At 74.2% G+C, this 21,800-nt stretch carries 20 protein-coding genes; 10 read left to right on the top strand and 10 right to left on the bottom strand.

Annotation, left to right across the window (positions count from 1 at the left end):
* Positions 1 to 260 precede the first annotated feature (260 nt).
* Positions 261 to 815 (bottom strand): hypothetical protein, encoded by a 555-nt coding sequence (locus WMF27_RS18615; protein ID WP_437767536.1) that lies wholly within the window; start codon positions 813 to 815, stop codon positions 261 to 263.
* A 69-nt stretch (positions 816 to 884) separates the two neighbouring features.
* On the opposite strand from WMF27_RS18615, the gene WMF27_RS18610 reads away from it, so the two are divergent.
* On the top strand, positions 885 to 1,019 hold the full coding sequence (locus WMF27_RS18610; RefSeq protein ID WP_437767537.1) for a hypothetical protein: 135 nt from the start codon (positions 885 to 887) through the stop codon (positions 1,017 to 1,019).
* Positions 1,020 to 1,046: 27 nt separating this feature from the next.
* On the opposite strand, the gene WMF27_RS18605 is transcribed toward WMF27_RS18610, so the two are convergent.
* The 3 genes from WMF27_RS18605 to WMF27_RS18595 form a co-directional block, all read right to left on the bottom strand.
* A complete protein-coding gene (locus WMF27_RS18605) occupies positions 1,047 to 1,463 on the bottom strand; it encodes an HNH endonuclease (protein WP_437767538.1) in 417 nt (138 codons plus the stop codon).
* A complete protein-coding gene (locus WMF27_RS18600; RefSeq protein WP_437767539.1) occupies positions 1,460 to 1,693 on the bottom strand; it encodes a hypothetical protein in 234 nt (77 codons plus the stop codon). The genes WMF27_RS18605 and WMF27_RS18600 overlap by 4 nt, the downstream gene beginning before the upstream one ends.
* An 80-nt stretch (positions 1,694 to 1,773) precedes the next feature.
* Positions 1,774 to 2,529, bottom strand: a complete 756-nt coding sequence (locus tag WMF27_RS18595) for a hypothetical protein (protein ID WP_437767540.1) — start codon at positions 2,527 to 2,529, stop codon at positions 1,774 to 1,776.
* Positions 2,530 to 2,664: 135 nt separating this feature from the next.
* Between WMF27_RS18595 and WMF27_RS18590 the strand changes: the two genes are divergently transcribed.
* On the top strand, positions 2,665 to 4,200 hold the full coding sequence (locus tag WMF27_RS18590; RefSeq protein ID WP_437767541.1) for a protein kinase domain-containing protein: 1,536 nt from the start codon (positions 2,665 to 2,667) through the stop codon (positions 4,198 to 4,200).
* Between the two features lie 78 nt (positions 4,201 to 4,278).
* Positions 4,279 to 5,217: a sugar phosphate nucleotidyltransferase gene (locus tag WMF27_RS18585; protein WP_437767542.1), complete on the top strand. Its 939-nt coding sequence runs from the start codon at positions 4,279 to 4,281 to the stop codon at positions 5,215 to 5,217.
* Positions 5,218 to 5,254: 37 nt separating this feature from the next.
* On the opposite strand, the gene WMF27_RS18580 is transcribed toward WMF27_RS18585, so the two are convergent.
* The gene (locus WMF27_RS18580; RefSeq protein WP_437767543.1) at positions 5,255 to 6,820 is read right to left on the bottom strand and encodes a phytoene desaturase family protein; all 1,566 of its coding nucleotides are present in this window, start codon (positions 6,818 to 6,820) and stop codon (positions 5,255 to 5,257) included.
* A gap of 241 nt (positions 6,821 to 7,061) precedes the next feature.
* On the bottom strand, positions 7,062 to 8,156 hold the full coding sequence (locus WMF27_RS18575; RefSeq protein WP_437767544.1) for a DUF72 domain-containing protein: 1,095 nt from the start codon (positions 8,154 to 8,156) through the stop codon (positions 7,062 to 7,064).
* 135 nt (positions 8,157 to 8,291) lie between these two features.
* On the opposite strand from WMF27_RS18575, the gene WMF27_RS18570 reads away from it, so the two are divergent.
* Positions 8,292 to 9,572 carry a hypothetical protein gene (locus WMF27_RS18570; protein WP_437767545.1) on the top strand — a complete coding sequence of 427 codons (1,281 nt, stop codon included), beginning with the start codon at positions 8,292 to 8,294 and terminating at the stop codon, positions 9,570 to 9,572.
* Entirely contained in the window at positions 9,569 to 10,207 is a 639-nt protein-coding gene (locus WMF27_RS18565) for an ATP-binding cassette domain-containing protein (RefSeq protein ID WP_437767546.1), read from the top strand. Before WMF27_RS18570 ends, WMF27_RS18565 begins: the two co-directional genes overlap by 4 nt.
* Positions 10,208 to 10,249: 42 nt before the next feature.
* Here WMF27_RS18565 and WMF27_RS18560 read toward each other — a convergent pair whose 3' ends face one another.
* Positions 10,250 to 11,002, bottom strand: a complete 753-nt coding sequence (locus tag WMF27_RS18560; RefSeq protein ID WP_437767547.1) for a class I SAM-dependent methyltransferase — start codon at positions 11,000 to 11,002, stop codon at positions 10,250 to 10,252.
* A 2-nt stretch (positions 11,003 to 11,004) separates the two neighbouring features.
* The gene (folD, locus tag WMF27_RS18555) at positions 11,005 to 11,868 is read right to left on the bottom strand and encodes a bifunctional methylenetetrahydrofolate dehydrogenase/methenyltetrahydrofolate cyclohydrolase FolD (RefSeq protein WP_437767548.1); all 864 of its coding nucleotides are present in this window, start codon (positions 11,866 to 11,868) and stop codon (positions 11,005 to 11,007) included.
* 146 nt (positions 11,869 to 12,014) lie between these two features.
* Here folD and WMF27_RS18550 point away from each other — a divergent pair, with 146 nt between their 5' ends.
* Positions 12,015 to 13,397: a nicotinate phosphoribosyltransferase gene (locus WMF27_RS18550; protein ID WP_437767549.1), complete on the top strand. Its 1,383-nt coding sequence runs from the start codon at positions 12,015 to 12,017 to the stop codon at positions 13,395 to 13,397.
* Positions 13,398 to 13,463: 66 nt separating this feature from the next.
* Positions 13,464 to 14,147: a cysteine hydrolase family protein gene (locus WMF27_RS18545; protein ID WP_437767550.1), complete on the top strand. Its 684-nt coding sequence runs from the start codon at positions 13,464 to 13,466 to the stop codon at positions 14,145 to 14,147.
* Between the two features lie 54 nt (positions 14,148 to 14,201).
* Here the strand turns inward: WMF27_RS18545 and WMF27_RS18540 are convergent, their stop codons facing one another.
* Entirely contained in the window at positions 14,202 to 16,205 is a 2,004-nt protein-coding gene (locus tag WMF27_RS18540) for a putative bifunctional diguanylate cyclase/phosphodiesterase (protein ID WP_437767551.1), read from the bottom strand.
* A gap of 296 nt (positions 16,206 to 16,501) precedes the next feature.
* On the opposite strand from WMF27_RS18540, the gene coaE reads away from it, so the two are divergent.
* The 3 genes from coaE to WMF27_RS18525 all read left to right on the top strand — a co-directional run bounded on the left by coaE (position 16,502) and on the right by WMF27_RS18525 (position 19,512).
* On the top strand, positions 16,502 to 17,152 hold the full coding sequence (coaE, locus tag WMF27_RS18535) for a dephospho-CoA kinase (protein ID WP_437767552.1): 651 nt from the start codon (positions 16,502 to 16,504) through the stop codon (positions 17,150 to 17,152).
* Between the two features lie 65 nt (positions 17,153 to 17,217).
* Positions 17,218 to 18,735 (top strand): ribonuclease H-like domain-containing protein, encoded by a 1,518-nt coding sequence (locus tag WMF27_RS18530; RefSeq protein WP_437767553.1) that lies wholly within the window; start codon positions 17,218 to 17,220, stop codon positions 18,733 to 18,735.
* Positions 18,736 to 18,861: 126 nt separating this feature from the next.
* Positions 18,862 to 19,512 (top strand): DUF72 domain-containing protein, encoded by a 651-nt coding sequence (locus WMF27_RS18525; protein WP_012236337.1) that lies wholly within the window; start codon positions 18,862 to 18,864, stop codon positions 19,510 to 19,512.
* A 195-nt stretch (positions 19,513 to 19,707) separates the two neighbouring features.
* Here the strand turns inward: WMF27_RS18525 and lnt are convergent, their stop codons facing one another.
* Entirely contained in the window at positions 19,708 to 21,429 is a 1,722-nt protein-coding gene (gene lnt / locus WMF27_RS18520) for an apolipoprotein N-acyltransferase (protein WP_437767554.1), read from the bottom strand.
* Positions 21,430 to 21,800 lie beyond the last annotated feature (371 nt).

Genomic DNA, 21,800 nt, shown 5'->3' with positions numbered 1-21,800 from the left:
CCACGCTGTTCAGGGGATGCGACGGATGCGTTCAGGTACTCCAAGGGGCAGGCCGGCGCAAAGGGTTTGCCGGCCTCAGAGGGCGTTCCTAGCCCGCGCGCGCGGGCGCGGATCGCGGCCTGCCGCCGGCTCCTCGGCGGACGCCGCGAGGGCGCATCAGGGGTGCCGGACAGCGCGGCGGGAGCGCGGGAGCGTCCTGGGCGGGGGCGATGGACAGCGCGGCGGGAGCGTGAGGCGGCGCGACGCGGGCGCCGGAAGGGTCAGGGCCCGACGCGGGGGGGCGGGGCGCAGGTCCGGACGACGATTTCTACGTCCTTCTCCGCCGCGATCGAGCCGGCGCCGCCCGGGGCGTCGGGGCCGGGGCACTCCCATGTCCAGCTCGGATCGGCCGGTCCACCGCCGGCGTGCAGCATGACGGGGCTCCCGGAGGTCTCGCCGCCCTCGGGCGTGAGCGTCTCGGCGAGCTCCTTGTAGCCATCGATCCTGGCCGTGTACTCGTGCCCCTCGACGACGGACGTGAACGACACGCTCCACGCACAGGAGATCGGCGGCGACGAGGCCAGGGTGGACGGCCCGCCCTCCGCGCTCTCGTCGGTGAGCGTGGCGACGTAGCTGCCCATGCCCCCCTTCGCGCACTGGACGTCGCCCCCCAGGAAGGCGAGCGGGTCGATGGTCACCGACGTCCCGAGTCGCAGGTCGTCGTCGTTGTTGGACCCGTCGGCGCAGGCCGCGAGCGCGAGCACGGCGAGCGCCAGGGCGCACCGGCCGGACCGGGATCGCGGGGAGCGCCCGCGCCCGCGATCCGCAGCGAACAAGGTTCCGAAACCAGCTCGAGCTCGGCCCATTGGCAGGGGGCACTAGTCCAAGCCGGGGAACGGCGCCACATGAAACGCGGCCCGGCTGCGCGGGCGCGGCGCCAGGCGCGGCGCGCGGTCGAGCGAGGCCCGCGGGAGGAGGCGCCGGCGACGGCGCTGACGGGCGAGCTGCCGGATGCGCCGCTCGAGCCCGCGAGGCGGTGATGAGCTCGCGGAAACTGCGGGCGCCCTCTACGGGAATCGGCCCCGCAACGCCTCTTCACGTCGAATCTCGATGACGAGAGGCCGATTCATCCGGAGCAGCGCGACCGTGGCGCGGCCTGTCGGTGTTTTCCCGGCGATCAACAGCTGGTCCGTGACGTCGAAGTGGTCTTCCCAGCGACCCCAGCGAGGGTGGAAGAGGCTCGCGTGGTCGCCCGTGGTCGGGTCCTCTCCATGGGTCCGCGCTCCCTTGCGCAGGGAGCACGACACACACGCGAGCGCCAGGTTCTCCAGGGCGGTCAGGCCACCTGCGTGCCGTGGCTGGATGTGATCGACATGGAACGTGGCCTCCTGGCTGACCTGGGAGAGCCGGCAATACTCGCATCGATCGGCAGCACGCTTGCGGACGCGACGCTGAAGCGCCGCGGGCACGCCGTCGCCGCTCATCGCGTCAGCGCAGGCTCCTTCCGCGATGCGCGGAGGCGCAGCAAGCTGAGCAGCTCGGCGAGCTCTACGAGCCCCTCGGCTTCGACGGCCTCATCCGCCGATAGCTTCTCCCCGCGATCCTGCTTGTCCAGGAGCGCCTGCAGCCTCCGATCGACCCCCGCCGGGAGGCGGAGCTGTGCGAGATCGGAAGGGAGCTCCACATCAACGTGGACTGTTGCCGGCGTAGCCATCGTCGAAGTCCTCCCTGAACCTAGCAGGTTGGTGCGAGGTCGGCGATCAGTCAGTCCGAGGGAGCTTCCCCGCAGCTGAATTAGGGCCCGCCGGAGCCGCCGGAGCCGCCGCCGGAGACATCGCTGCCGCCGCCGGAGCCGCCGCCGGAGACATCGCTGCCGCCGCCGGAGCCGCCGCTGCCGCCGGAGCCGCCGCTGCCGGAGACATCGCTGCCGCCGCCGGAGCCGCCGCTGCCGGAGACATCGCTGCCGCCGCCGGAGCCGCCGCTGCCCGCGTTGCCGGCGCCGCCGCTGCCCGCGCTGCCAGAGGTGTCGCTGCCGGCGCCGCCGCCGTTCGGGGCGGCGACGAACGCGCAGGCCTCGAGCGCCTCCGCCTGCGCGGTGATCACCTTGCAGGGGGTGATCGCGCCGTCCACGCCCGTGGCGAGCGGCGCCGCAGAGCACTCCGCCATGGACGCGACCTTGGCGCTGGCGCAGGCGCGCGCCTCGCCGACGGCGGCAACGCAGGCATCGACCTGGAAGGTCGTCGGCTCTGCCACGGTCTGGCCGCCGCCGACGCCGGTCTCGAAGCCGTGCAGGCACTGGTCCCAGTAGAACTCGACGCAGGTGTTCACCCGCTCTTCGACGTCCCCGGAGCCGATCCACTCCGGGCACACGGCGGCCGCCTCGCACCGGGCCTGCTCGATCCGCCGGCAGGCGTCGACGCCCACAGCGTCGTTGCCGCAGCTCGGCGCTGTGATGAGGGTCACGGCGCCGAGGCCGAGCAACGCGGCCGCGGCCCAGGGCGCGGAGCTCCGCCTCGCGGCGGAGAGGACGGCGAGCGCAGACGAACCCACCCGGCGGAGCTACCACGCGGCCGCCGGAGGCGTCGAGTTTTCCGGCACACCAGCTGCTCACCCCACCTCGGGGGGCGCGAACGGCGACCGGACAAGGCCCGGTCCGATCTATGCTCCCAGGGCCGCGATCACCCTATGGATCCGCCGAGCCTCGCGCAGCTCCGACCCGACACGCCTTTCCATGGGCGGTACCGCGTCGTGCGCCCGATCAAGACGGGCGGGATGGGGGCGGTGTACGAGGTCGTGGACGTGGTCACGGACCGCCGCCGAGCGCTCAAGGTGATGCTCCCCGGCTCCATCCAGGACCCGGCCCAGCGCGCCCGGTTCGCCCAGGAAGCCAAGATCACGGGCGGGATCGAGAGCGACCACATCGTTCACATCTCCGATGCCGGCATCGACGCCGACTCGGGGATGCCGTTCCTCATCATGGACCTGCTCCAGGGCGAGGAGCTCGCGAGCCTGTCGGCGCGCCGCGGCCCGCTGCCGCCGGTCGAGGTGGTGCTCTACCTGGGCCAGGTCGCGCGCGCGCTCGACAAGATGCACGCGGCCGCCATCGTCCACCGGGACCTCAAGCCGGCGAACCTCTTTCTGACGAGGCGGGACGACGGCTCCCCTTGCGTGAAGGTCCTTGATTTTGGGCTGGCGAAGGTCGTGGCGCACCGCAGCATGGCGGACCGCACGGCGATGGTCGGGACGCCCCTCTACATGGCGCCCGAGCAGATCCGCGGCGACGTCGCCGTCGGGCCGAAGACCGACATCCATGCGCTCGCGCATGTCGCCTTCGCGCTGCTCGTGGGCAGCCCGTACTGGCTGACCGAGGCCAACGTCCTGCCGTCGGTCTACGCGCTCCTCCAGCGGATGGTGGCGGGGTTGCCCGAGCCTCCGAGCGCCCGCGCCGCGCGGCGCCGCAGCAGCATCCGGCTGCCGCCCGCCTTCGACGCGTGGTTCCAGCAGGCGACCGCGATCGACCCGAAGGACCGCTTCGAGCGCGCGACGGCGGCCGTCACGTTGATGGCGGAGGCGCTCGGCGCGCCCGCCCCGTCGACGCCGCCCCCGCCCGAGCGGCCCACGAACCCGCCGCCGTCGTCCCGCCGCGGGGTCGACGCCGACGACCGGCGCGCCGCCGACGACCGGCGCGCCAGCTCGCCGTCGGACCCCGGGCCGAAGCCTCCGGAGCCAGGGCCCAAGGCCGGGGAGTCACGCCAGCGCGACGAAGACCTCGCCGCGGTCGTCCACGAGGAGCGGCTCCGGGCCTTCCTGAAGAAGGAGGTGCAGCGCGCCAAGGAGCAGCGGACGACGAGGCTCTCGCTGCTGCTTCTCAGCGTGGAGGGGCTCCAGGGCGTCGAGGAGACGCAGGGCCGAGCCGGGGTCGATCGCATCCTCGGCGATCTCGCGCGCATCGTCAGGATCTACGTGCCGGAAGGCGGGCTGCTCGGGCGCTACCGCCGCGACACCCTCGCGATCGTCTGCCCCGGGATCGGCCGGACGCGGGCGTCCGCGTTCGCGAAGGTGCTCGGCGAGAAGGTGCGCCAGCACCGCTTCCGGCGGGCGGCCACGACGCCCTTCCGGATGACCCTCCGCATCGGCGTCGCGCACATCGAGGAGGGGGACGCGACGGGGCACGAGCTGCTCGAGCGCGCGGCGCGAGGGCTGCCCGAGCGGGGGGAGTGAGCTGAACGAGGGATCGGGCCGATGGCCGCCCGCTCCGCTGGCGCCGTTGCGCGGTCGCGCCGTCGCGACCTCGATTTCTTGAACGTTCCCCGTGAAGGGGCGATCCTCGCGGCCATGGCCTCTGCCATGATCCTCGCGGCGGGGCTCGGGACCCGGCTCCGCCCGCTCACGGACGAGATGCCGAAGCCGCTCCTGTGGCTCGGCGATCGGCCGCTCATCGCGCACATCGCCGAGCGGCTCGCAGCGGGCGGGGTCGTTCGCGTCGCGGTGAACAAGTCCCACCTCGCGGAGCGATTCTCGCGCGATCTGCTCGCGGCGTTCCCGGTGCCCGTCGACGTCCTGCACGAGCCGGAGCCCCTCGGCACCGCCGGGGGCCTCGCGAACGCGGCGGGCGCGCTCGGCGAGGGCGACGTGGTCCTCTGGAACGGCGACATCCTGATCGATCTCGACGTGGCGGCGCTCTCGGCGGCGCACGGTCGTCACGGCGCGGGCGCGACGCTCGCTGTCGCGCCGCGGCCGGCCGGGGAGGGGACGGTCGGCGTCGGCGCGCGGGGCGAGGTGGTGCGGCTCCGCGGCGAGCGCTTCGGCGACGAGGTCGCGGGCGGCGATTTCGTGGGCGTGCACGTGGTCGGCGGGGCGCTCCGGCGAAGGCTGCCGCCGCGCGGGTGCATGGTGGGGGACGTGTACCTGCCGTGGCTGCGCGAGGGGCGCTCGCTCGCGACGTTCGCTGCGCCCGCCGTGTGGCACGACATCGGAACGGTGGCCGCGTACCTGGCGGCGAGCGCGCGCTGGCTCTCGCAGCGCGGCTTGCGGAGCTACGTCGGCCCGGGGGCGTCCGTCGCCGAAGGCGTGGACGTGGCGGGCAGCGTCGTCGGGGCGGGGGCGCGGGTCGAGGGGGCGGGCGCGGCGCGCGGGTGTGTGGTCTGGCCGGGCGCGCAGGTGGTCCTCGGCGCCGGCGCCCCGCTCGAGCGCGCGGTGGTGACGGCGAAGGGGACGGTCGCGCGCGCGGCGGCGTGACGGCGCCGGCGTGGCGGCCTGACCGCCGGCGCACGTCTCACTTGCCGAGGTCGGCGAGCGCGGCCTTCGCGGCGTTGTGCCCCGCCGCGCCGATGACCGACCCGGCCGGGTGCGTGCCCGCGCTGCACGAGTACAGCCCGGCGAGCCCGAACCGGTAGGGCACGCGATCGGCGAAGCCGAAGCTGTTGTCGATGTGGTGGATGTGCCCCCTCGTGATCCCGAAGTGCCGCTCGATGTCCGGCGGCGCCAGCGTGAACGTCTCCAGCACGAGGTCGCTCATCCCAGGCGCGAAGCGATCGCAGATCGAGAGGAGGTGCTTCACGTAGCGCGGCGCGGCCTGGTCCCACGTCTCGCCGCCTGCGAGCGCGTAGGGCACCCACTGCACGAAGAGCGCCGCGTTGTGGTGGCCCTCCGCGTCGCGCAGGCTCGGATCGATCGGCGTGTGGAAGTACCACTCGATCGCGGGGAACTCCGGGAGGCGCCCGCTCATCGCGTCGCGGTGGGCCTGCCGCAGCGTGTCCATCACGACGTCCTCGTCGGGCAGGAGGTGGATCGTCGGCCCGAACTGCCCGCGGTCCTCCGGGAGGCACGTGAACGTGGGCAGGCCGGTCAGCGCCATGTTGACCTTGAGCGTCGAGCCGTCCTTCGCGAGCGCGTCGAGCCGCGCCGAGAGCGAGGCCCCGATCGCCGCCTCGCCGGCGAGCGCGCGGGTGCGGTACGGATCGGCGTTCGAGACGACCACCTTCGCGGCGATGCGCGTGCCGTCCTCGAGGAGCACGCCGGAGACGGCGCCCCCGGACGCCTCGATCCGCGCGACGCGGGCGCCGGTGACGATCGTCGCGCCCTCGGCCGTCGCCTTCTCGGTGAAGAGGCGGGAGATCGTGCCCATCCCGCCCTCGACGATCATCCAGGTCCCGTCGGCGCCGGGGAGGCGGCACATGTTGTGGATGAGGAAGTTCATGCCGGTGCCGGGCGACTCGAAGCCGCCCGCGAGCCCCGAGAAGGCGTCGGTCACGGCGTACATCGCCTGGAGGAGGTCGCTCTTCCAGCCGAACCGCGCGAGGTAGTCGGAGATCGTGCCCCGGCAGAGCGCCACGAACGTCTGCCGGAGGGCGGGCCGCACGTAACGCTCCGCCGTCTCCTCGATGGAGAGCGGCTCCGCGAGCCACGTCGGCGCGATGTCGTCCCGGAGCGCGGCGAGCTCGGCCTGGAGCGCGCTGTTCGCGTCCCAGTCCTCCTGGGAGAAGAACTCCAGGAACTGCCGCTTCATCGCGGCCTGGTCCGAGCCGAAGAGCAGGTAGCGCCGGTCCGTGGTCGGGAGGAAATAGTGCGGATCGCGCCGCCGGAGGGGGAGGGCGACGCCGACCTCGCGGAGCAGCTCGGGCGGGGCGAGCCCGAGCAGGTAGGCGCCGCTCGAGACGCCGAGGCCCGGCGCCTTCCGGAAGGGGTGCTCGGTCTTCACCGCGCCGCCGACCGCGTCCTTCTCCTCGAGCACCACCACGTCGAGCCCACGGCGGGCGAGGAGGACGGCGGCGACGAGACCGTTGTGGCCGGCGCCGACGATGACCACATCGGCGCGGGCCGGAGCTTCACTGCGTTTCACTGGGCACCTCCAAGCGCTGTGCGCGTCCTCTGCCGCGGCCGGCGCGCCGGCGCTCGGGCCATGGCGCACGAGGTGTTGCACGGATGGTACGATGAGGAGAGTCCTTTTCGCGCGCGATGGCCTGGAGGGACGCGCCGCGCTGGCCCCGAGGCCGCCCGCGCGGCGACCCTTTCCAGCCTGTCCTCTCCGCGGCGCCGGCGCGCGCGTCGCGCCCGACCGCTCCGTCCTGCTCTGGTCGGGCTCACCCGCCGGCGGTCGTCGTGGGCGACGCGGGCGCGCGCCACGCCGCGGCGACCTCTTCGGCGATGGCGCGCACGGTCAGCGGCGCCGAGCCCTCGGCCTTGTTGTTCACGAGCGTGAAGCTCTCGATGCGCAGCGCCGCGGCCTCGCAGAGGATCCGCGCGACCTCCGCGCGCATCTCGGGATCCGGCTCGACCACCCGGTTGAACGGGTGGAACCGGCGCTTCTCCGCCTCGTAGCGGCGATCGGGCTTGAGCGAGAGCCGGACGACCGCGAACGGGGCGTTCGAGACGGGCACCACCTCGGCCTGGGCCCCGGGAGACGGCATGTTGCGCCAGTAGCTGTAGGCGTGGGCGACGCCGCGCGCGCCAAGGATCTCCCGGTACTCGCCGGTGAAATACGCGCGCTCCCTGAGCTCGACCGCGCAGGAGAGCTCGCGCGGCAGCGCGCCGAGGAATGCGTCGAGCCGCTCGAAGAACGCGCGCGGCGGGAGCCGGTGGGGCGGGCCGACCGGGGGCAGCTCGAGCAGCACCGGCCCGGAGTGCGCCCGGAACACCGTGAGCAGCGGCGCGGCGACGCGCGAGAGGAAGAGCGGCACAGAGAGGAAATCCGGGTTCGGCTCGAGGCGAGCGGGGCCCGCGCTGCGCCGCTCGTCCTCGTCCGGCGGGGTCTGCGATCGCTCCAGCGTCTGGGACACGACGGCGTGCAGCGCCTTCGATACGCAGCGGAAGCCGTCCGGCAGCTGCGCTCCGTAACGGCGGAAGTCGCTGTCAGGGACGGGGGCGTAGAAGCTGCGATCGATTCCCACCGTCGTGAGCAGCGGGTGCCGGGCGTACTCGGCGAGGCCATCGCGCGCGAGCTCCTCCGTGCTCTGCCGCGCGGCGTAGACGAGGCCCTGCCAGCCGGGGAAGCTCCACGAGCTCGTGCCGAGGTGGAGCCCCGGCGGCAGCCGCGCCGCGAGGCGGGCGGCGTCGCCGTAGACCGCCGCCATCGCGTCGCGCTCGCGTGCCGCCTCGGCAGCGGCGGGCTCAGGCGCTGGATCGAACAGCGAGAGCTGCGATGCGTTGGGGCCACGGCGCCCAGGGGAGCGGCTCACCCGGTCGAGTCTACTGCTTCCGGCGCGCTCCGCGACACCGGCCACGCGGGCGGGGACGACCGCCGCGCTACCGCCGCGCTGGCCATGCGCTTCTGCGGGGAGCATCCGGCCCGCCGTGGGGTACAAGCTCGTGACGTGCTGCGCCGCTTCGCCCTCGTCGTGCGCGTCCTGGTCTCGACGGCCGGGAAGGACGCCTTCGCGCGCGCCATGCCGCTGTACATGGGCATGGGCCTCGTCGCAGCGGTCGTGTTCGGCGGCAACGGGATGCACCCCTCGCAGCTCACGGGCATCGCGGGTGAGTCGCCCCTGTTCCGGGTCGCGCTGTGGGGGGCGTGGTTGCTCGTCGGGACGCCGGCGGCGCGCGCGCTGCTCCGCGCTCCGGCGACGTTCTTTCTCCGCGCGCTGCCGGTCCCGCGCCGCGAGCTGCTCTCGGCTCACGCGCTGCTCCTCGCCGTCGCGGAGCTCCCGTGGGTGGCGCTCTGGGCGGTCGGCGCCGGCGCGCTCGCCGGCTGCGCCGCCGGCGCCGCGGCGCTCGCGGCGCGCTGCATGCTCCTCGCCCGCCCGCGCGGCGCGCGCGAGCTCTCGGCCCTCGCGCTGCTCGCGGGCGCCATCGCGCTCGGGGCCCCGGCGTCCGTCCTGCTCGCGTGCGCCGCGGCCGCGCTGGCCGTCGGGCTGCGCGCGGCTGTCGCCCGCGCGCCGGAGATCCCCGCCGGCCGCGAGCGCTCGATGATCCCATGGGCGGCGCCCGCGCTCGCCGCGCTCGCGCTCGCCTACCTGGCGGCGCTCGTCCGCGGTCACCGCGCGGTGCTCGTGCGGGGCCTCGCGCTCGCGGCGATCGGCGCGCTCGCTGCGGCGGCCTGGGCCCGGAACAGCGGGCGGTTCGGCGGTGGGCCGCTCGCCGCGGCGTCGCTCGTCGCGCTCGCGCCGGTCGCGCTCTGCGCGGGCGCTGGCCTCTCTGGTCCGGTCCTGCGCGAGGAGCGGCGGCTCGCGTGGCTCCTCGACGCGTGCGGCACGGCGGCCGGGCTCCGCGCGGGCGCCGTCGCCGCGGCGGTGGCCGCGCCGCTCGTCGCGCTCGCGCTCGCGCACGGCGCGGTGGTCGGCGCGCTCACCGGCGCGGCCCCCTCGGTGACGTTGCGCCTGGTCGGTGGTGCGGGGCTCGCGGGGCTGCTCCTCGCCGCGATCGCGCTCGGCTGCGTCCGGTGGTCCGTGCGGCAGGACGGCCGCGACAGCAGCCGGGTGCTGCTCTCGGTGGTCGCGGCGATCGCGGCGTCGACCGCGGCCGCATGGACGCTGGGCGATCTCGCGCTCGCGGCCTTCGCTCCGGCGGCCGCGCTGCTCGCGGGGCCCGCCGGGGCGCGCTGGCTCTCGCCGCGTCGCGGGCGCGGCGCGGCGGCGGGAGAGGGGAGGGCGCTGTGACGCTGGAGGCGACGGGGATCCACAAGCGGCTCTCGGGCAGGGACGTGCTCTCGGGCGTCGACCTCCGCTGCGGACCTTCGGAGGTGGCGGTCGTGATGGGCGAGAACGGCGCCGGCAAATCGACCTTGCTGCGGGTCGTCGTCGGGTTGCTGGAGCCCGATCGCGGCGCCGTGACGCTCTCGGGGGAGGCCGTCCACGGCGCCGCGGCCTCGGCGCGGCGCCGGCTCGGCTACGCGCCCGACGCGACCGAGGCGCTGCCCGATCTCCAGGTCGCGGAGCTCTGCGCCCTCGTGCGCGCGCTCAAGCAGGCGCCGCCGCTCGACGGCGCGTGGCGCGCGTGGATCGAGCGGCTCGGCGCGGCCGCCTTCTACCGACAGCGGCTCTCCGGGCTGTCGTTCGGTCAGCGCAAGCGCGCGCTCCTTCTCGCGGCGCTGGTGGGCGATCCTTGGCTGCTCGTGATCGACGAGCCGACCAACGGGCTGGACGCCGAGGGGGCGCGCACGGTGCTGGAGCTCATCGAGCAGCGCCGCGCGGAGGGGAAGGCGACGCTCCTCACGACCAACGACGCGGCCTTCGCGGCGGCGACCGGGGGGCACGTGCGCCGGCTGAACGGAGGACGCCTCGGCGCGGAGTAGGCGGCGCCTCGGCCCGTGGGGCGCCGCGCCGCCGGACGCCGCCTACCGGCCGGGCTGCCCCTCCTCGCGGCCCGAAGGGTGCGCCAGCAGCCGCAGCACCCGCGTCTCGCGCTGCTCGCGGCCTTCGAGGTCGAGCGACGTGGGGACCTGGTACCGCGCGAGCTCCTCGACCGCCTCCGAGGGGCAATAGGCGCGCCCGGGATCGCCGACGATCACCGCGGTGGCGCGCGCGGCCTCTTGGCGCAGCCACGGGAGGACGCGGTCGACCATCGCGCGCTCGTAGCAGACGTCGCCCGCCACGATGACGTCCCACGCGGCCGCCGCGGCGCTCGCCGTGAGGTCCTCGGTGATCACGTCGACGGTGACGCCGTTCAGGGCCGCGTTCAGCCGGAGCGCCGCCGCGGCGAACGGATCGATGTCGGCAGCGCTCACGCGCGCGGCGCCGGCGAGCACCGCGGCGATCGCGACGACGCCGCCGCCGGAGGCGAGGTCGAGGACGCGCTTGCCCGAGACCGTCGCGGGATGATCGAGGAGGTAGCGCGCGAGCGCCTGCCCGCCCGCCCACGCGAACGCCCAGTACGGCGGCGGCACGCCCGCGCGCGTGAGCGCCGCCTCGGTCGCGCGCCAGAGCGGCGTGACCTCGGTCGCCAGGTGGAGCTTGACCTCGGGGACGAACGGCGGGCAGGCGACGGCCGTCTCGCGCGCGACGAACGCCGCGGCGCGCTCGGCGGCGGAGGCGGCCTCCGCGTCGGCGTCGGGCTGCGGCGCGGGAGCGAGCCCCCTCGTCACGGCCATCGTCACCGCTTCGCGACGCGCGCCTCCGCGGCGCGCAGCGTCGTCTCGAGCAGCGAGGCGATCGTCATGGGGCCGACGCCGCCGGGCACCGGCGTGATCCAGGCGGCCCGCTCCCTGACGGCGTCGAAATCGACGTCGCCCACCAGCTTGCCCGCGTCGTCGCGGTTCATGCCGACGTCGATCACCGTGGCCCCTTCCTTGATCCAGTCGCCGCCGATGAGCTTCGCCTTGCCCGCCGCCGCCACGAGCACGTCGGCCTCGCGGCAGAGCGCCTTCAGATCGCGCGTGCGCGTGTGGGCGATCGCGACCGTCGCGTGCCGCGCGAGCAGCAGCTGCGCCATCGGCCTGCCGACGAGGTTGCTCCGCCCCACCACCACCGCGCGGGCGCCGGCGAGCTCGACGCCCGCCTCGGCGAGCAGGCGCATGCAGCCGACCGGCGTGCACGGCGCGATGCCGCCCGGGCGGCCCATCGCGAGCAGCCCTGCGTTCACCGGGTGGAGGCCGTCGACGTCCTTCGCGGGATCGATGGCGTCGAGCACGGCGTGCGCGCGGACGTGCGGCGGCAGCGGCAGCTGGACGAGGATCCCGTCGACGGCGTCGTCCGCGTCGAGCTCGGCGACGCACGCGAGCAGCTCGGCCTCGGTCGTCGCGGCCGGGAGCGCGCGGAGCCGTCCTCGAATGCCGACCTCGTTCGACATCCGCTCCTTGCTCCGCGTGTGCGTCACGCTGGCCGGGTCCTCACCGACGAGCACCACCTCGAGGCCGGGGGGCCGACCGTGGGCGGCCACGAAGCGCGCCACCCCCTCCCGCACCTCGTCGCGGACCTTCTGCGCGATCGCCTTGCCATCCAGGATCTTCGCCGCCATGGCCGCGGAGCTTAGTCCAGCCGCGGCCGTCGCGGGGGCGCGGCCCGCGGCGGACCGGGGAGCGATCGTGAGGATGGCCGGCGCACCGCCTCACGCCGCACGATCTTCCGGTTGACCCGTACGTCCAGCGTCTCTAGCCATGATCTGTGGACGCGCTGCACACCGATCTCTACCAGCTGACCATGGCGGCGGGCTATTTCCACCGCGGCATGGCCTCGCGCGTCGCGACGTGCGAGCTCTTCGTGCGGCGGCTGCCCCGGCACCGGCGCTTCCTTGTCGCGATGGGCCTCGAGCGGGTCGTGCGCTACCTCGAGGAGCTCCGCTTCACCGAGGAGCAGATCGCCTACCTGAGCGCGCTGCCCGCCCTCGCGGACGCGATGACGCCGGCGTTCTGCGGCTACCTGCGGGACTTCCGCTTCCACGGCGACGTCTGGGCCATCCCCGAGGGGACCGCGTTCTTCGCGAACGAGCCGGTCCTGCGCGTCACGGCGCCGCTCATCGAGGCGCAGCTCATCGAGACGTTCGCCCTGTCCGCCATCAACCACGCCACCGCGATCGCGTCGAAGGCCGCGCGCGTCGTCCTGGCCGCCGGCGACGCGGGGGTCATCGAGTTCGGCAGCCGCAGGGCACACCCGGAGGCGGCGATCGACGCTGCGCGGGCCGCGTACGCGGTCGGCTGTGTCGGCACCTCCAACGTCGAGGCCGGGATGCGCTTCGGCGTCCCGGTGCTCGGGACGGCCGCGCACATGTGGACCATGGCCCACCCGACGGAGCAGGCCGCGTTCGAGGCCTACGTCGCCGTCTTCCCGAGCGCGGCGATCCTGCTCGTCGACACCTACGACACGCTCGTCGGCGCGGCGCGCGCGGCGGCGATCGCGCGCGACAAGCTGAAGGGGGTCCGGCTCGACTCCGGCGACCTCGCCGCGCTCAGCGTGGCCGTGCGGAGGATCCTCGACGACGCAGGCTGCACGTCGGCGAAGATCGTCGCCTCGGGCGATCTGAACGAGCACCGCATCGCCGAGCTCCGTCGCGCCGGGGCGCCCATCGACCTCTACGGCGTGGGGACGGACCTCGTGACGTCGATCGACGCCCCGGCGCTGGGCGGCGTCTACAAGCTCGTGGAGATCGGCGACGTCGAGCGCGGCGCGGGCGGAGAGCGCACGCCCATCGCGAAGTTCTCGGAAGGGAAGGCGACCCTGCCCGGCGCGCACCAGGTGCACCGCTTCCACGATCGATCGGGGAAGCTCGCCCGCGACGTGATCGCGCTCGAGGACGAGCCGATGAGCCCCGACGCCGAGCCGCTGCTCGCGCCCGTGATGGCGCGCGGCGCCCGGGTCGCGCCGCCCGAGGGGCTCGACGCCGTCCGGCTGCGCGCGCGCGCGCAGCTCGCCGGGCTCCCGGACGCGCTCCTCTCCATCGACGACGGGCCCGAGCAGGGCGCGCACTTCGCGGCCGACGTGTCGCCGCGGCTCGGCGCGCTCGTGGAGGCGGTGCGCGCCCGCGTCGTCTCCGGCGCAGGACAGCGGTAGCGAGCGAGACCCCTGGCGTGCGCGGCCGCGAGAGGCCGCGCGCCCCCCACGACAGGAGACGACGACATGGCGAGCGGTAAATGGCCCCCACAATCTTCGCCCCCGAGGGTGTTCGTCGACGTCGACGTCCAGCGGGACTTCTGTGAGGAGACCGGCGCGCTGTACGTGCAGGGCTCGCCGAACGCGCTGTTTCGGAGGCTCACCGAGCACGCCGTCGCGCACGGGATCCCCATCGTCGGCTCGGTCGACTCGCACGCGTGGGACGCGTGGGAGTTCGCGTCGAACGACACGCCGGCCCCCGAGGGCGTCAAGCCGGGCTTCCCCGACCACTGCGTGAAGGGGACGCCGGGCTGGCTGAAGGTCGAGGGGACGCTGCCGCCGCGCTTTCGCTTCCTCCCGAACGTGGAGCGCGCGCCGATCGACGCGGCGGTGCGCGAGCTCGCGGCGCGCAGGAGCCACGCCGTCTACTTCGAGAAGGAGGTCTACAGCCTCTTCGCGAACCCGCTCGCCGAGGCGTTCCTGCGCGAGCTCGCCGCGGCGCTCGGCGACGCGCCGGAGCTCGTCGTCTACGGCGTGGCGACCGACTATTGCGTCCGCGCCGCCGCTCTCGGCCTCGCCCAGCGCGGCTACCGCACGGTGCTCCTGACCGACGCCGTCGCCGGCATCACCGAGGCCGGGGTCGCCGCCGCGCTCACCGAGGTGCAGGCCGCCGGCGTCACGCTCACGACGTCGTCAGCGCTTCTTTTCTAGGGAAGGTCCAGCGGATCGCGCGGCGAGCCCGGGCGGGCTCCCGCCGCGATCGCGTCAGCGGCCTTCCGGCGAGCCGGTCGCGTCCGGGATGCTCGGCTCGCCCTGGGCGCGCAGGGACCCGCAGAGGTCCACGAGCGGCTGCGGCTTGTCGAAGTGCCACCCCTGCGCATAGTGGATGCCCATCGACGTGAGCAGATCGGCGATCTCCTGGTTCTCCACCTGCTCGGCGACGGTCTTGATGCCGAGCGTGTCGCCGATGCGGTGCACCGACTCCACGATCGCGCGGTGGAGCGAGTTGTCCTTCAGATCGCGCACGAACATGCCGTCGATCTTGACGTAGTCGACCGGCAGGCTCTCCAGGTAGCCGTACGACGCGTGCCCGCTGCCGAAGTCGTCGATCGCGAACCGGCACCCCATGGCGCCGAGCTCCTGCATGAACCACAGCACCTCGCCGAGGTTGGCGAGCGCCGCCGTCTCGGTGATCTCGAAGCAGATCTTGCTCGGCGGCACCTGCGCCCGGTGCAGCTGCTCGACGAGGAAGTCGAGCAGGCCCTCGCGCAGCAGCGACACGCCCGACAGGTTGATCGAGCACGTGTCGAGGCGCCTCAGCGCGTGCTGCGGCAGCGCGCCGATGAGCCGGAACGCCTGGCGCGCGACGTAGCGATCGATCACGTGGATCAGGCCGCTCTGCTCCGCCGCCTGGATGATGCCGACCGGCGAGTAGAACCGGCCGTCCTCGCCGAGCTGCCGCACGAGCACCTCGAAGTGCGCGCCGTGGGGCGTGTGCGCCGCGCCCGGCTTGATGAGCGGGTGGATGCCCTGCGAGTAGAGCCGGAGCCGCCCCTCGGCGAGGTGGCGCTGCAGGCTCGCGACCCACTGCATCGAGCGCCGGCTCGTCGTCATCTGCTGGTCGTCGAGGTAGACCTGCAGCCTCCCGCGCCCGTTCTCCTTCGCGATGCGGCACGCGTGATCGGCGGCGCCGAGCACGTCGACGGCCCGCTCGAAGTGCGGGGTCAGCACCACGAGCCCGATGCTCGCGCCGATCGAGAACGTCTTCTCCGCCCACCCGAACCGGAACTCGAGCAGGCAGATCTGCAGGTCGCGCGCGATCCGCTCCGCTTCCCGCTCGCTCTTGTCCGCGAGCAAGAGGACGAACTCGTCGCCGCCGATCCGCCCCGCCGCGTCCTTCGGGCCGACGATCTCGTGCACGCGCGTCGCGACCCACTGGAGCAGATCGTCGCCCGCCTCGTGCCCGCAGGTGGCGTTCACGAGCCGGAAGCGATCCAGGTCGATGTAGCAGAGCGCGTACGGCGTGTTGTTCGCCCTGCAGTCGTTCAGCGCCTCCTCGATGCGATCGATGATCGCGTACCGATCGAGGAGCCGCGTCAGCGCGTCGTAGCGAGGCTTGGCCGGGTGGATCGGCAAGGGCCCCGGCGCGCCGAGCTCGCGGAAGAGGATGAGCTGCCCGGGCGCGGGCGGCGGCCTCGAGTCGCGCTGGCTCTCGCGCGTGGGCCGCCCCGTGAGCGCGCCGATCGTGTGGACGACGGGGATGACCGAGCCGTCGCGGCGCTCGAGCAGCGCGGTGTACCGCGCGGACGTCGGTCGACTCGCCGCAGCTGCCTCGGGCGCGGCGAGCGGCGCGCCCGGCGTGCGCAGCGCGCCCTCGTCGATGATCACCGGCGCGAGCGGCGCCACCGGCTCGCGCCGCGGCGTGAGCGCGGGCGGCGCAGCGGCCTTCGCCGGCGCGCCGTCGTCGAACAGCTCGGTCATCTCTCCGACGTCGATGTCCGGATCTCCGCTCGTCGTCCCCGCCGCCGGGATCAGCCGGAGCACGCGATCGAGCAGCGCGCCGCGCGCCTCGACGATCGACCAGCCGGTCAGCCGCTCCGCTGCCCCGTTGACGCGCACCACGCGCTGCTCGGCGTCGACTTCGATCACGCCGACGTCGAGCTCGGACAGCCACGCCGCGAGCTGCTTATCCGGCGAGCCGCGGTGCGCGTCCGAGCGATCGAACGCGGCGTGCAGGCTCGACTCCGGCCGGTCATCGATCTTTGCCACCACCCCGTTATGGTAGTTGCATTCCCGGAGAAGCGGACTTCTTAAGCGCCGACGGCGAGGAAACTCGACGGTCGCAGACCCCCCTTCGAGGTAGGCTCGGGTCGTGGTGGTCACGAGGCGGGCAGGCGCTCCGGGCAGACGTGGGCGCCGGCGCCGGCCGCACCTTCTTCCGACGCCGGCCGCGCTCGGCCGCAGGGCGACAGAGGTAGAATTTAACGCAATGCGTTGTGATGCTGGGTCGAGGTCAGGCAGCGGAGAGGCGTGCAGGTCGCTCCAGGTGGGGGGCTGAGGCGGCCATGGGGATCGTCCTGTTCGGGCTCACCGGCGGCCTGGGATCCGGCAAGAGCACGGTGGCGGCTCATTTTCGCGCGCGGGGGCTTCCGGTCATCGACGCCGACGCGCTCGCCCGCGAGGTGGTGGCGAAGGGAACCGAGGGGCTCGACGCGGTGGTGCGCGCCCTGGGCCCGGAGGTGCTCTCGCCGGACGGCTCGCTCGATCGCGCGCGCGTCGCCGCGGTGGTGTTCGCCGATCCGGACAAGCGCCGCCAGCTGAACGCGATCGTGCACCCGCGCATCACGGCGCTCACGCTGGAGCGCGCCGCCGAGCTCCAGGCGCAGGGCGAGCCGCTCGCCTGCTACGAGGCGGCGCTCCTCGTCGAGAACGGGGTCGCCGATGCGTTCCGCCCGCTCGTCGTGGTCGCTGTGCCCGAGGCGGTCCAGATCGCCCGCGCGATGGCGCGGGACGGCGCGACCGAACACCACGTGCGCGCCCGGCTCGCCGCGCAGCTCCTGCTCGCCAGCAAGGTCGCGGTGGCCGACTACGTCATCGAGAACTCCGGCGATCGCGCCGCGACCGAGCGGCAAGCCGACGAGGTGCTCGCCGCGATCCGGGCGAAGCTCGGCGTCGTTTCCGGCGCCGCGCGCCGGGAAGCAGGTCAGGATCCATGACGCGGCCTCCGCTGGACCACTGACTTGATGCGCAGTGCCCGGCGTGGAAACCTCGCGACCGGCCGATGACGTCGTTCAAGTCGAAGCTCGCGCGGCTCGGACCGCTCCCGGCGGAGCGGCGCGGCGCTGCGCCGCTCGCCCCCGCGCAGGCGCCGCTCGATCGCGGTCCCGCCGTGGACGGCGCCGGCCCCTCCGAAGCGCCTCCCGCACCGCCGGCCGCCGTGGCGCCGGCCGCGGCGCCTGCATCGCCCGCCACGGGCGTCGCTCGACCGTCGCTCGACGATCTGCGCGAGCGCATCTCCCGCATCGTCGCCCGGGGCGCGCCGCCGACCCCCAGGGCCGATCCCGCGCGCGGCGAGCTCCCCTTCCATGTCGAGCAGACGCCCGGGGGACCGCTCTATGCGAGCCGCACCCGCTCGCTCGCGGCGGCCCGCGTCGGCCGCGCGCCGCTCGTCGCCGCGCGCGACGCCGACCCGGCCATGCTCGCGCTCCTCTCGCTCGATCCGGCGCTCGCCGGCTGCGACGTGCGGCGGGCGCTGTTCCTCGATACGGAGACCACGGGCCTCGCAGGCGGCACGGGCACCGTGCCGTTCCTGATAGGCCTCGCCTGGTTCGACCCCGGGGCGGACGGCGCGGGGCCGCTCGGCGAGCCTCTGTCCGACGCCTTCGTCATGGAGCAGCTCCTCCTGCGCCGCCTCGGCGAGGAGGAGCCCATCCTGCGCCGCCTGGCCGAGCGCCTCGCCGGCGCCTCGATGATCGTCACGTACAACGGCAAGGCGTTCGACATGCCGCTCCTGCGCGCGCGCTACGTGATGAACCGCCTTCCGCCGCCGCCGGAGCTGCCGCACCTCGATCTCGTCCACGTCGCGCGCCGTATCCACAAGGCCCGCCTGAAGAGCTGCACCCTCATCGCCCTCGAGCACGACGTGCTCGGCCGGGTGCGCGTCGGCGACGTGCCCGGCGGCGAGATCGTCGCGTGCTACGCCCACTTCCTGCGCACCGGCGACGAGGAGGCGCTGCTCGGCGTCGTCGAGCACAACGCCGCCGACGTCCTCGCGATGGTCGCGCTGGTCGGCCTCTACGGCGAGCCGCTCGGCAGCCTCGCCGCCGGCGATCTCGCCGGGGTGGCCGCGACGCTGCGGCGGGCGGGCGCGCTCGAGCGGGCGGCCGAGCTGGCGGACGCGGCCGTCGAGCGCGGCGGCGGCGCGGCCGCGCGGCGGGCGCGCGGCGACATCGCGAAGGCGCGCGGGGACAAGGCGCGGGCGCTCGCGGACTACGAGGCCCTCGCGGCCGAGATCGACGATCCCTCGGTGCGCCTCGAGCTCGCGAAGCTCTACGAGCACCACGTGCGCGCCTTCACCCGCGCCCTCGAGCTGGCCGACCAGGGCACCGCGGAGCCCGAGCCCGCGCAGGCCCGCCGCCGGGCCCGCCTGCAGCGCAAGGTCGATCGCAGCGCCGCGGCGCTCGCGCTGCCGTTCGGGCAGGCCGCCGGCGAGGGCGCGGTCGACGGCGCTGCAGCGCGCCCGTGCTCCGAGCCAGCGGCGCCGCGGCGCGAGGGGGACGCGAGGGGGAGGGAGGAGTGAGCGGGCATCCACTGCGTCACTACGTCCTCGCGCCCCCGCGTCATCGTTTGGGCGTCCAGGCGGGCCGATCGAGAAATCCATCCGTCTGGCTTCTCGCCAGCGCGCGCGTGGGCTAGGGTGGGGGCGATGATTACCGTCGGCTGCGCCGGTTTCCCCGTCCCAGCGACGCGCTATTTCCGCGAGTTCATGTTCGTGGAGGTGCAGGAGACCCATGTGTCCCTCCCGGGACCTGGAACGATCCGGCGCTGGCGGCGCGAAGCTCCAGGCGGCTTTCGCTTTGCCCTGCTCGGTCCGCGCGAGATCGGGCAGGAGGGGTTTCGGGACGGCAAGGTCATCGAGACGGCGCTCAAGAGCATCGAGGCGGTCGCGGATGAGCTCGAGGCGAAGCTCGCCGTCTTCGTCGGCCCCCCGGAGTTCACGCCGACGCGCGCGAACAAGGCCATCCTGCGCGACTTCCTCGTCAACGTGAAGAAGCGCTTCGAGCGCGTCGTCTTCGAGCCTCCGCCCGGGTGGGATCCGGACGAGTGCGACGAGCTCACCCAGGAGGTCGGCGCGCTCGCCGCGCGCGATCCGCTGAACGCGGGCCTCTCGCGGCTGAAGGTGGCCTACTACCGCCTGCACGGTCCCGCGGGGCACAAGTCGCGCTACGAGGATCCGGCGATCGAGCGGCTCGCGGAGATCGCGCGCGGCGCGAAGCACGACGACGCGACGTACGTGTTCACGAACGTCGACATGTTCGCCGACGCGAAGCGCTTCAAAAAGGCGATGAAGCTGTAGAGCGGCGGTCGCCCGCTTCGGATACGGGCCCATCTCGACGTTTTCTGTGCTCAGCGTACGTGAGTACGCTTCCGCGCAGAAAACGCCGAGCTGGGCCCGTCTCCTGTGCGGGCGACCGCCGCTCTTGGGTCGCTCGAGCGTCCGCCGCGCGCGGGCGGGCGGCGTCGGTGTGTGCCGCGCGAATGCGCGGACGGCTCAGCCTTCGCCGCGCCGGAGCCGCCAGCGCTTCGGCCGCGTGAACAGCGCCATGGCGGCGCTCGCGGCCGCGGCGACGTACCACGGGATGTCCTTCACGGTCCCGTAGACGGTCTGCGCGCGCATGAACCGGGCCTCGCCGAGGAGCGACTGCTCCTTGAACGTGTCGCTGTGCGCGACGACCCGCCCGACCGGGTCGACGATCGCGGAGACGCCGCTGTTCGTCGCGCGCACGAGGTAGCGGCGGTGCTCGATCGAGCGCATCTTCGCGAGCGCGAGGTGGATCCACGGCTCCGTCGAGTCGCCGAACCAGGCGTCGTTCGTGAGGTTGACGAGGAGGTCGGGGTCGCCCTGGGCGACCAGCTTGTTCACGAAGTGCGGCAGGATGTCCTCGTAGCAGATCATCGCCGCGAGCCTGTGGCCGTCCCACTCGAGCGGAGCGAGCGACGTGCCGGGGCTGAAGCGGCCCGAGTTCGGCGACAGCTTGTAGAGGTACGGGACCAGCTCGCCGAACGGGAGGTACTCGCCGAACGCGAGCAGGTACTGCTTGTCGTATCGGCCGAGGATCTCGCCGTCTTTGCCGGCCATGAGCGCGGTGTTGAAGCTCACGCCGCGCTCGTTCCGGTCGGCCGGCAGCCGGTGGATGACCGTGCCGACCACCGTGGGGACGCCGAGGCGGCCCGTGAGCGACCGCTGGACCTCGCGCTGGTAGGCCGACTCGCGGAACGCTTGCGGCACGCCCGCCTCGCTCCACACGACGAGCTCCGCGCCCTGCTGCGCGAGCTCCCGGGTCCGGCTCACGTGGATCTTGAGCGCGTTCCGCCGGTCGAAGAGCGCGAGGTTCGGCTGGACGATCCCGATCTTGATCGGCTCCGCCGCGGCGGCGGCCGCGTCCACGGCGCGGATCCGGAGGACGCCATACACGGCGGCGAGCGCGGGGGCGGCGATCCCCACCGCGACGACCGCGCGGTTCAGCGGGCGACCGCGTCGCGGCGGGCCGGCGTCGCGGCCGGCTTCGCCCGGCGCGGGGCTCGGGGGCGCGCGATCCAGCCGGTGCGTTACGAGCTCGGCGATCGCGAGGTTCGCGGCGACCAGCACCAGGCCGACGAGGTAGGGGCCGCCGAGATCCGCGACCTGGCCCATCACCGGCGCGTTGTGGACCGAGGCGCCGTAGTACCAGGGGAAGAGGAGCGGAAAGACGAGCTCGCTCGTCACGAACGCGAGCGCGAAGGCCACCGAGCCTGGCCATCCGCGCGCCTCGGCCCGCCCGTAGAGCCAGCCGCACAGCGCGATCCTCCCGGCCTGGTAGCCGCAGAGGATGGCCATGAAGAGCGCGCAGAGGATCGTGGGGAATCCGCTGAACACGCGCAGCATCTCGAGCAGCCAGTAGAAGCCGGTCATCGTCATGACGAAGCCGGCGATCCAGCCGAGCAGCGCCGCGCGCCCGGGCGTCTGCCCGCGCAGCGCGACGATCAGCGGGACGAGGCCGAAGAACGAGATCGGCCAGAGATCCATCCCAGGAAACCCGAGGAAGTAGAAGAGCCCGCTGAGGGCCGCGAGCGCATAGGCGAGGCGCGCGGGCAGCGCGCGCGCCGGGCTTCCTGCGCGCGCGGGGGGGGCGCCCGCGCTGCGCGGCGCGCCCGGCAGCGGGAGGCTGGCGGTCTCTCCGCCCCCGGCGTCTGCGACGGCAGCCTCGCTCTCTTGCTGGTGCGCGGTCGTCATCGGGAGCGCCCGAGGAAGGGAATGGAACGCGCCGTCGTGACGGCGTCGCGGTGGAACCTGGAAGGGCCGAGCATGGCGGCCCCGTATTGAAGGGGCGCTGTCCCTCCGTCAACCCGCTCGGCGCGAGCCAGGCAACCCGCTCGGCGCGAGCCAGGCAACCCGCTCGGCGCGAGCCAGGCAACCCGCTCGGCGCGAGCCAGGCGACCCGCTCAGCGCGAGCCAGGCGACCCGCACCGCAAACGAGCGCTGCGAGCGGACGATCCCGGCGCTGGGCGCGCCCGCGCGGCCTGGCCAGGCGCGCGGCCTGGCCAGGCGCGCGGCCTGGCCAGGCGCGCGGCCTGGCCAGGCGGCGGAAGTTCGCGCAGAACGTG

It is taken from the genome of Sorangium sp. So ce281, assembly GCF_051527395.1.
GTDB lineage: Bacteria > Myxococcota_A > Polyangia > Polyangiales > Polyangiaceae > Sorangium > Sorangium cellulosum_B.
This window is presented reverse-complemented; position numbering and strand designations above follow the sequence as displayed.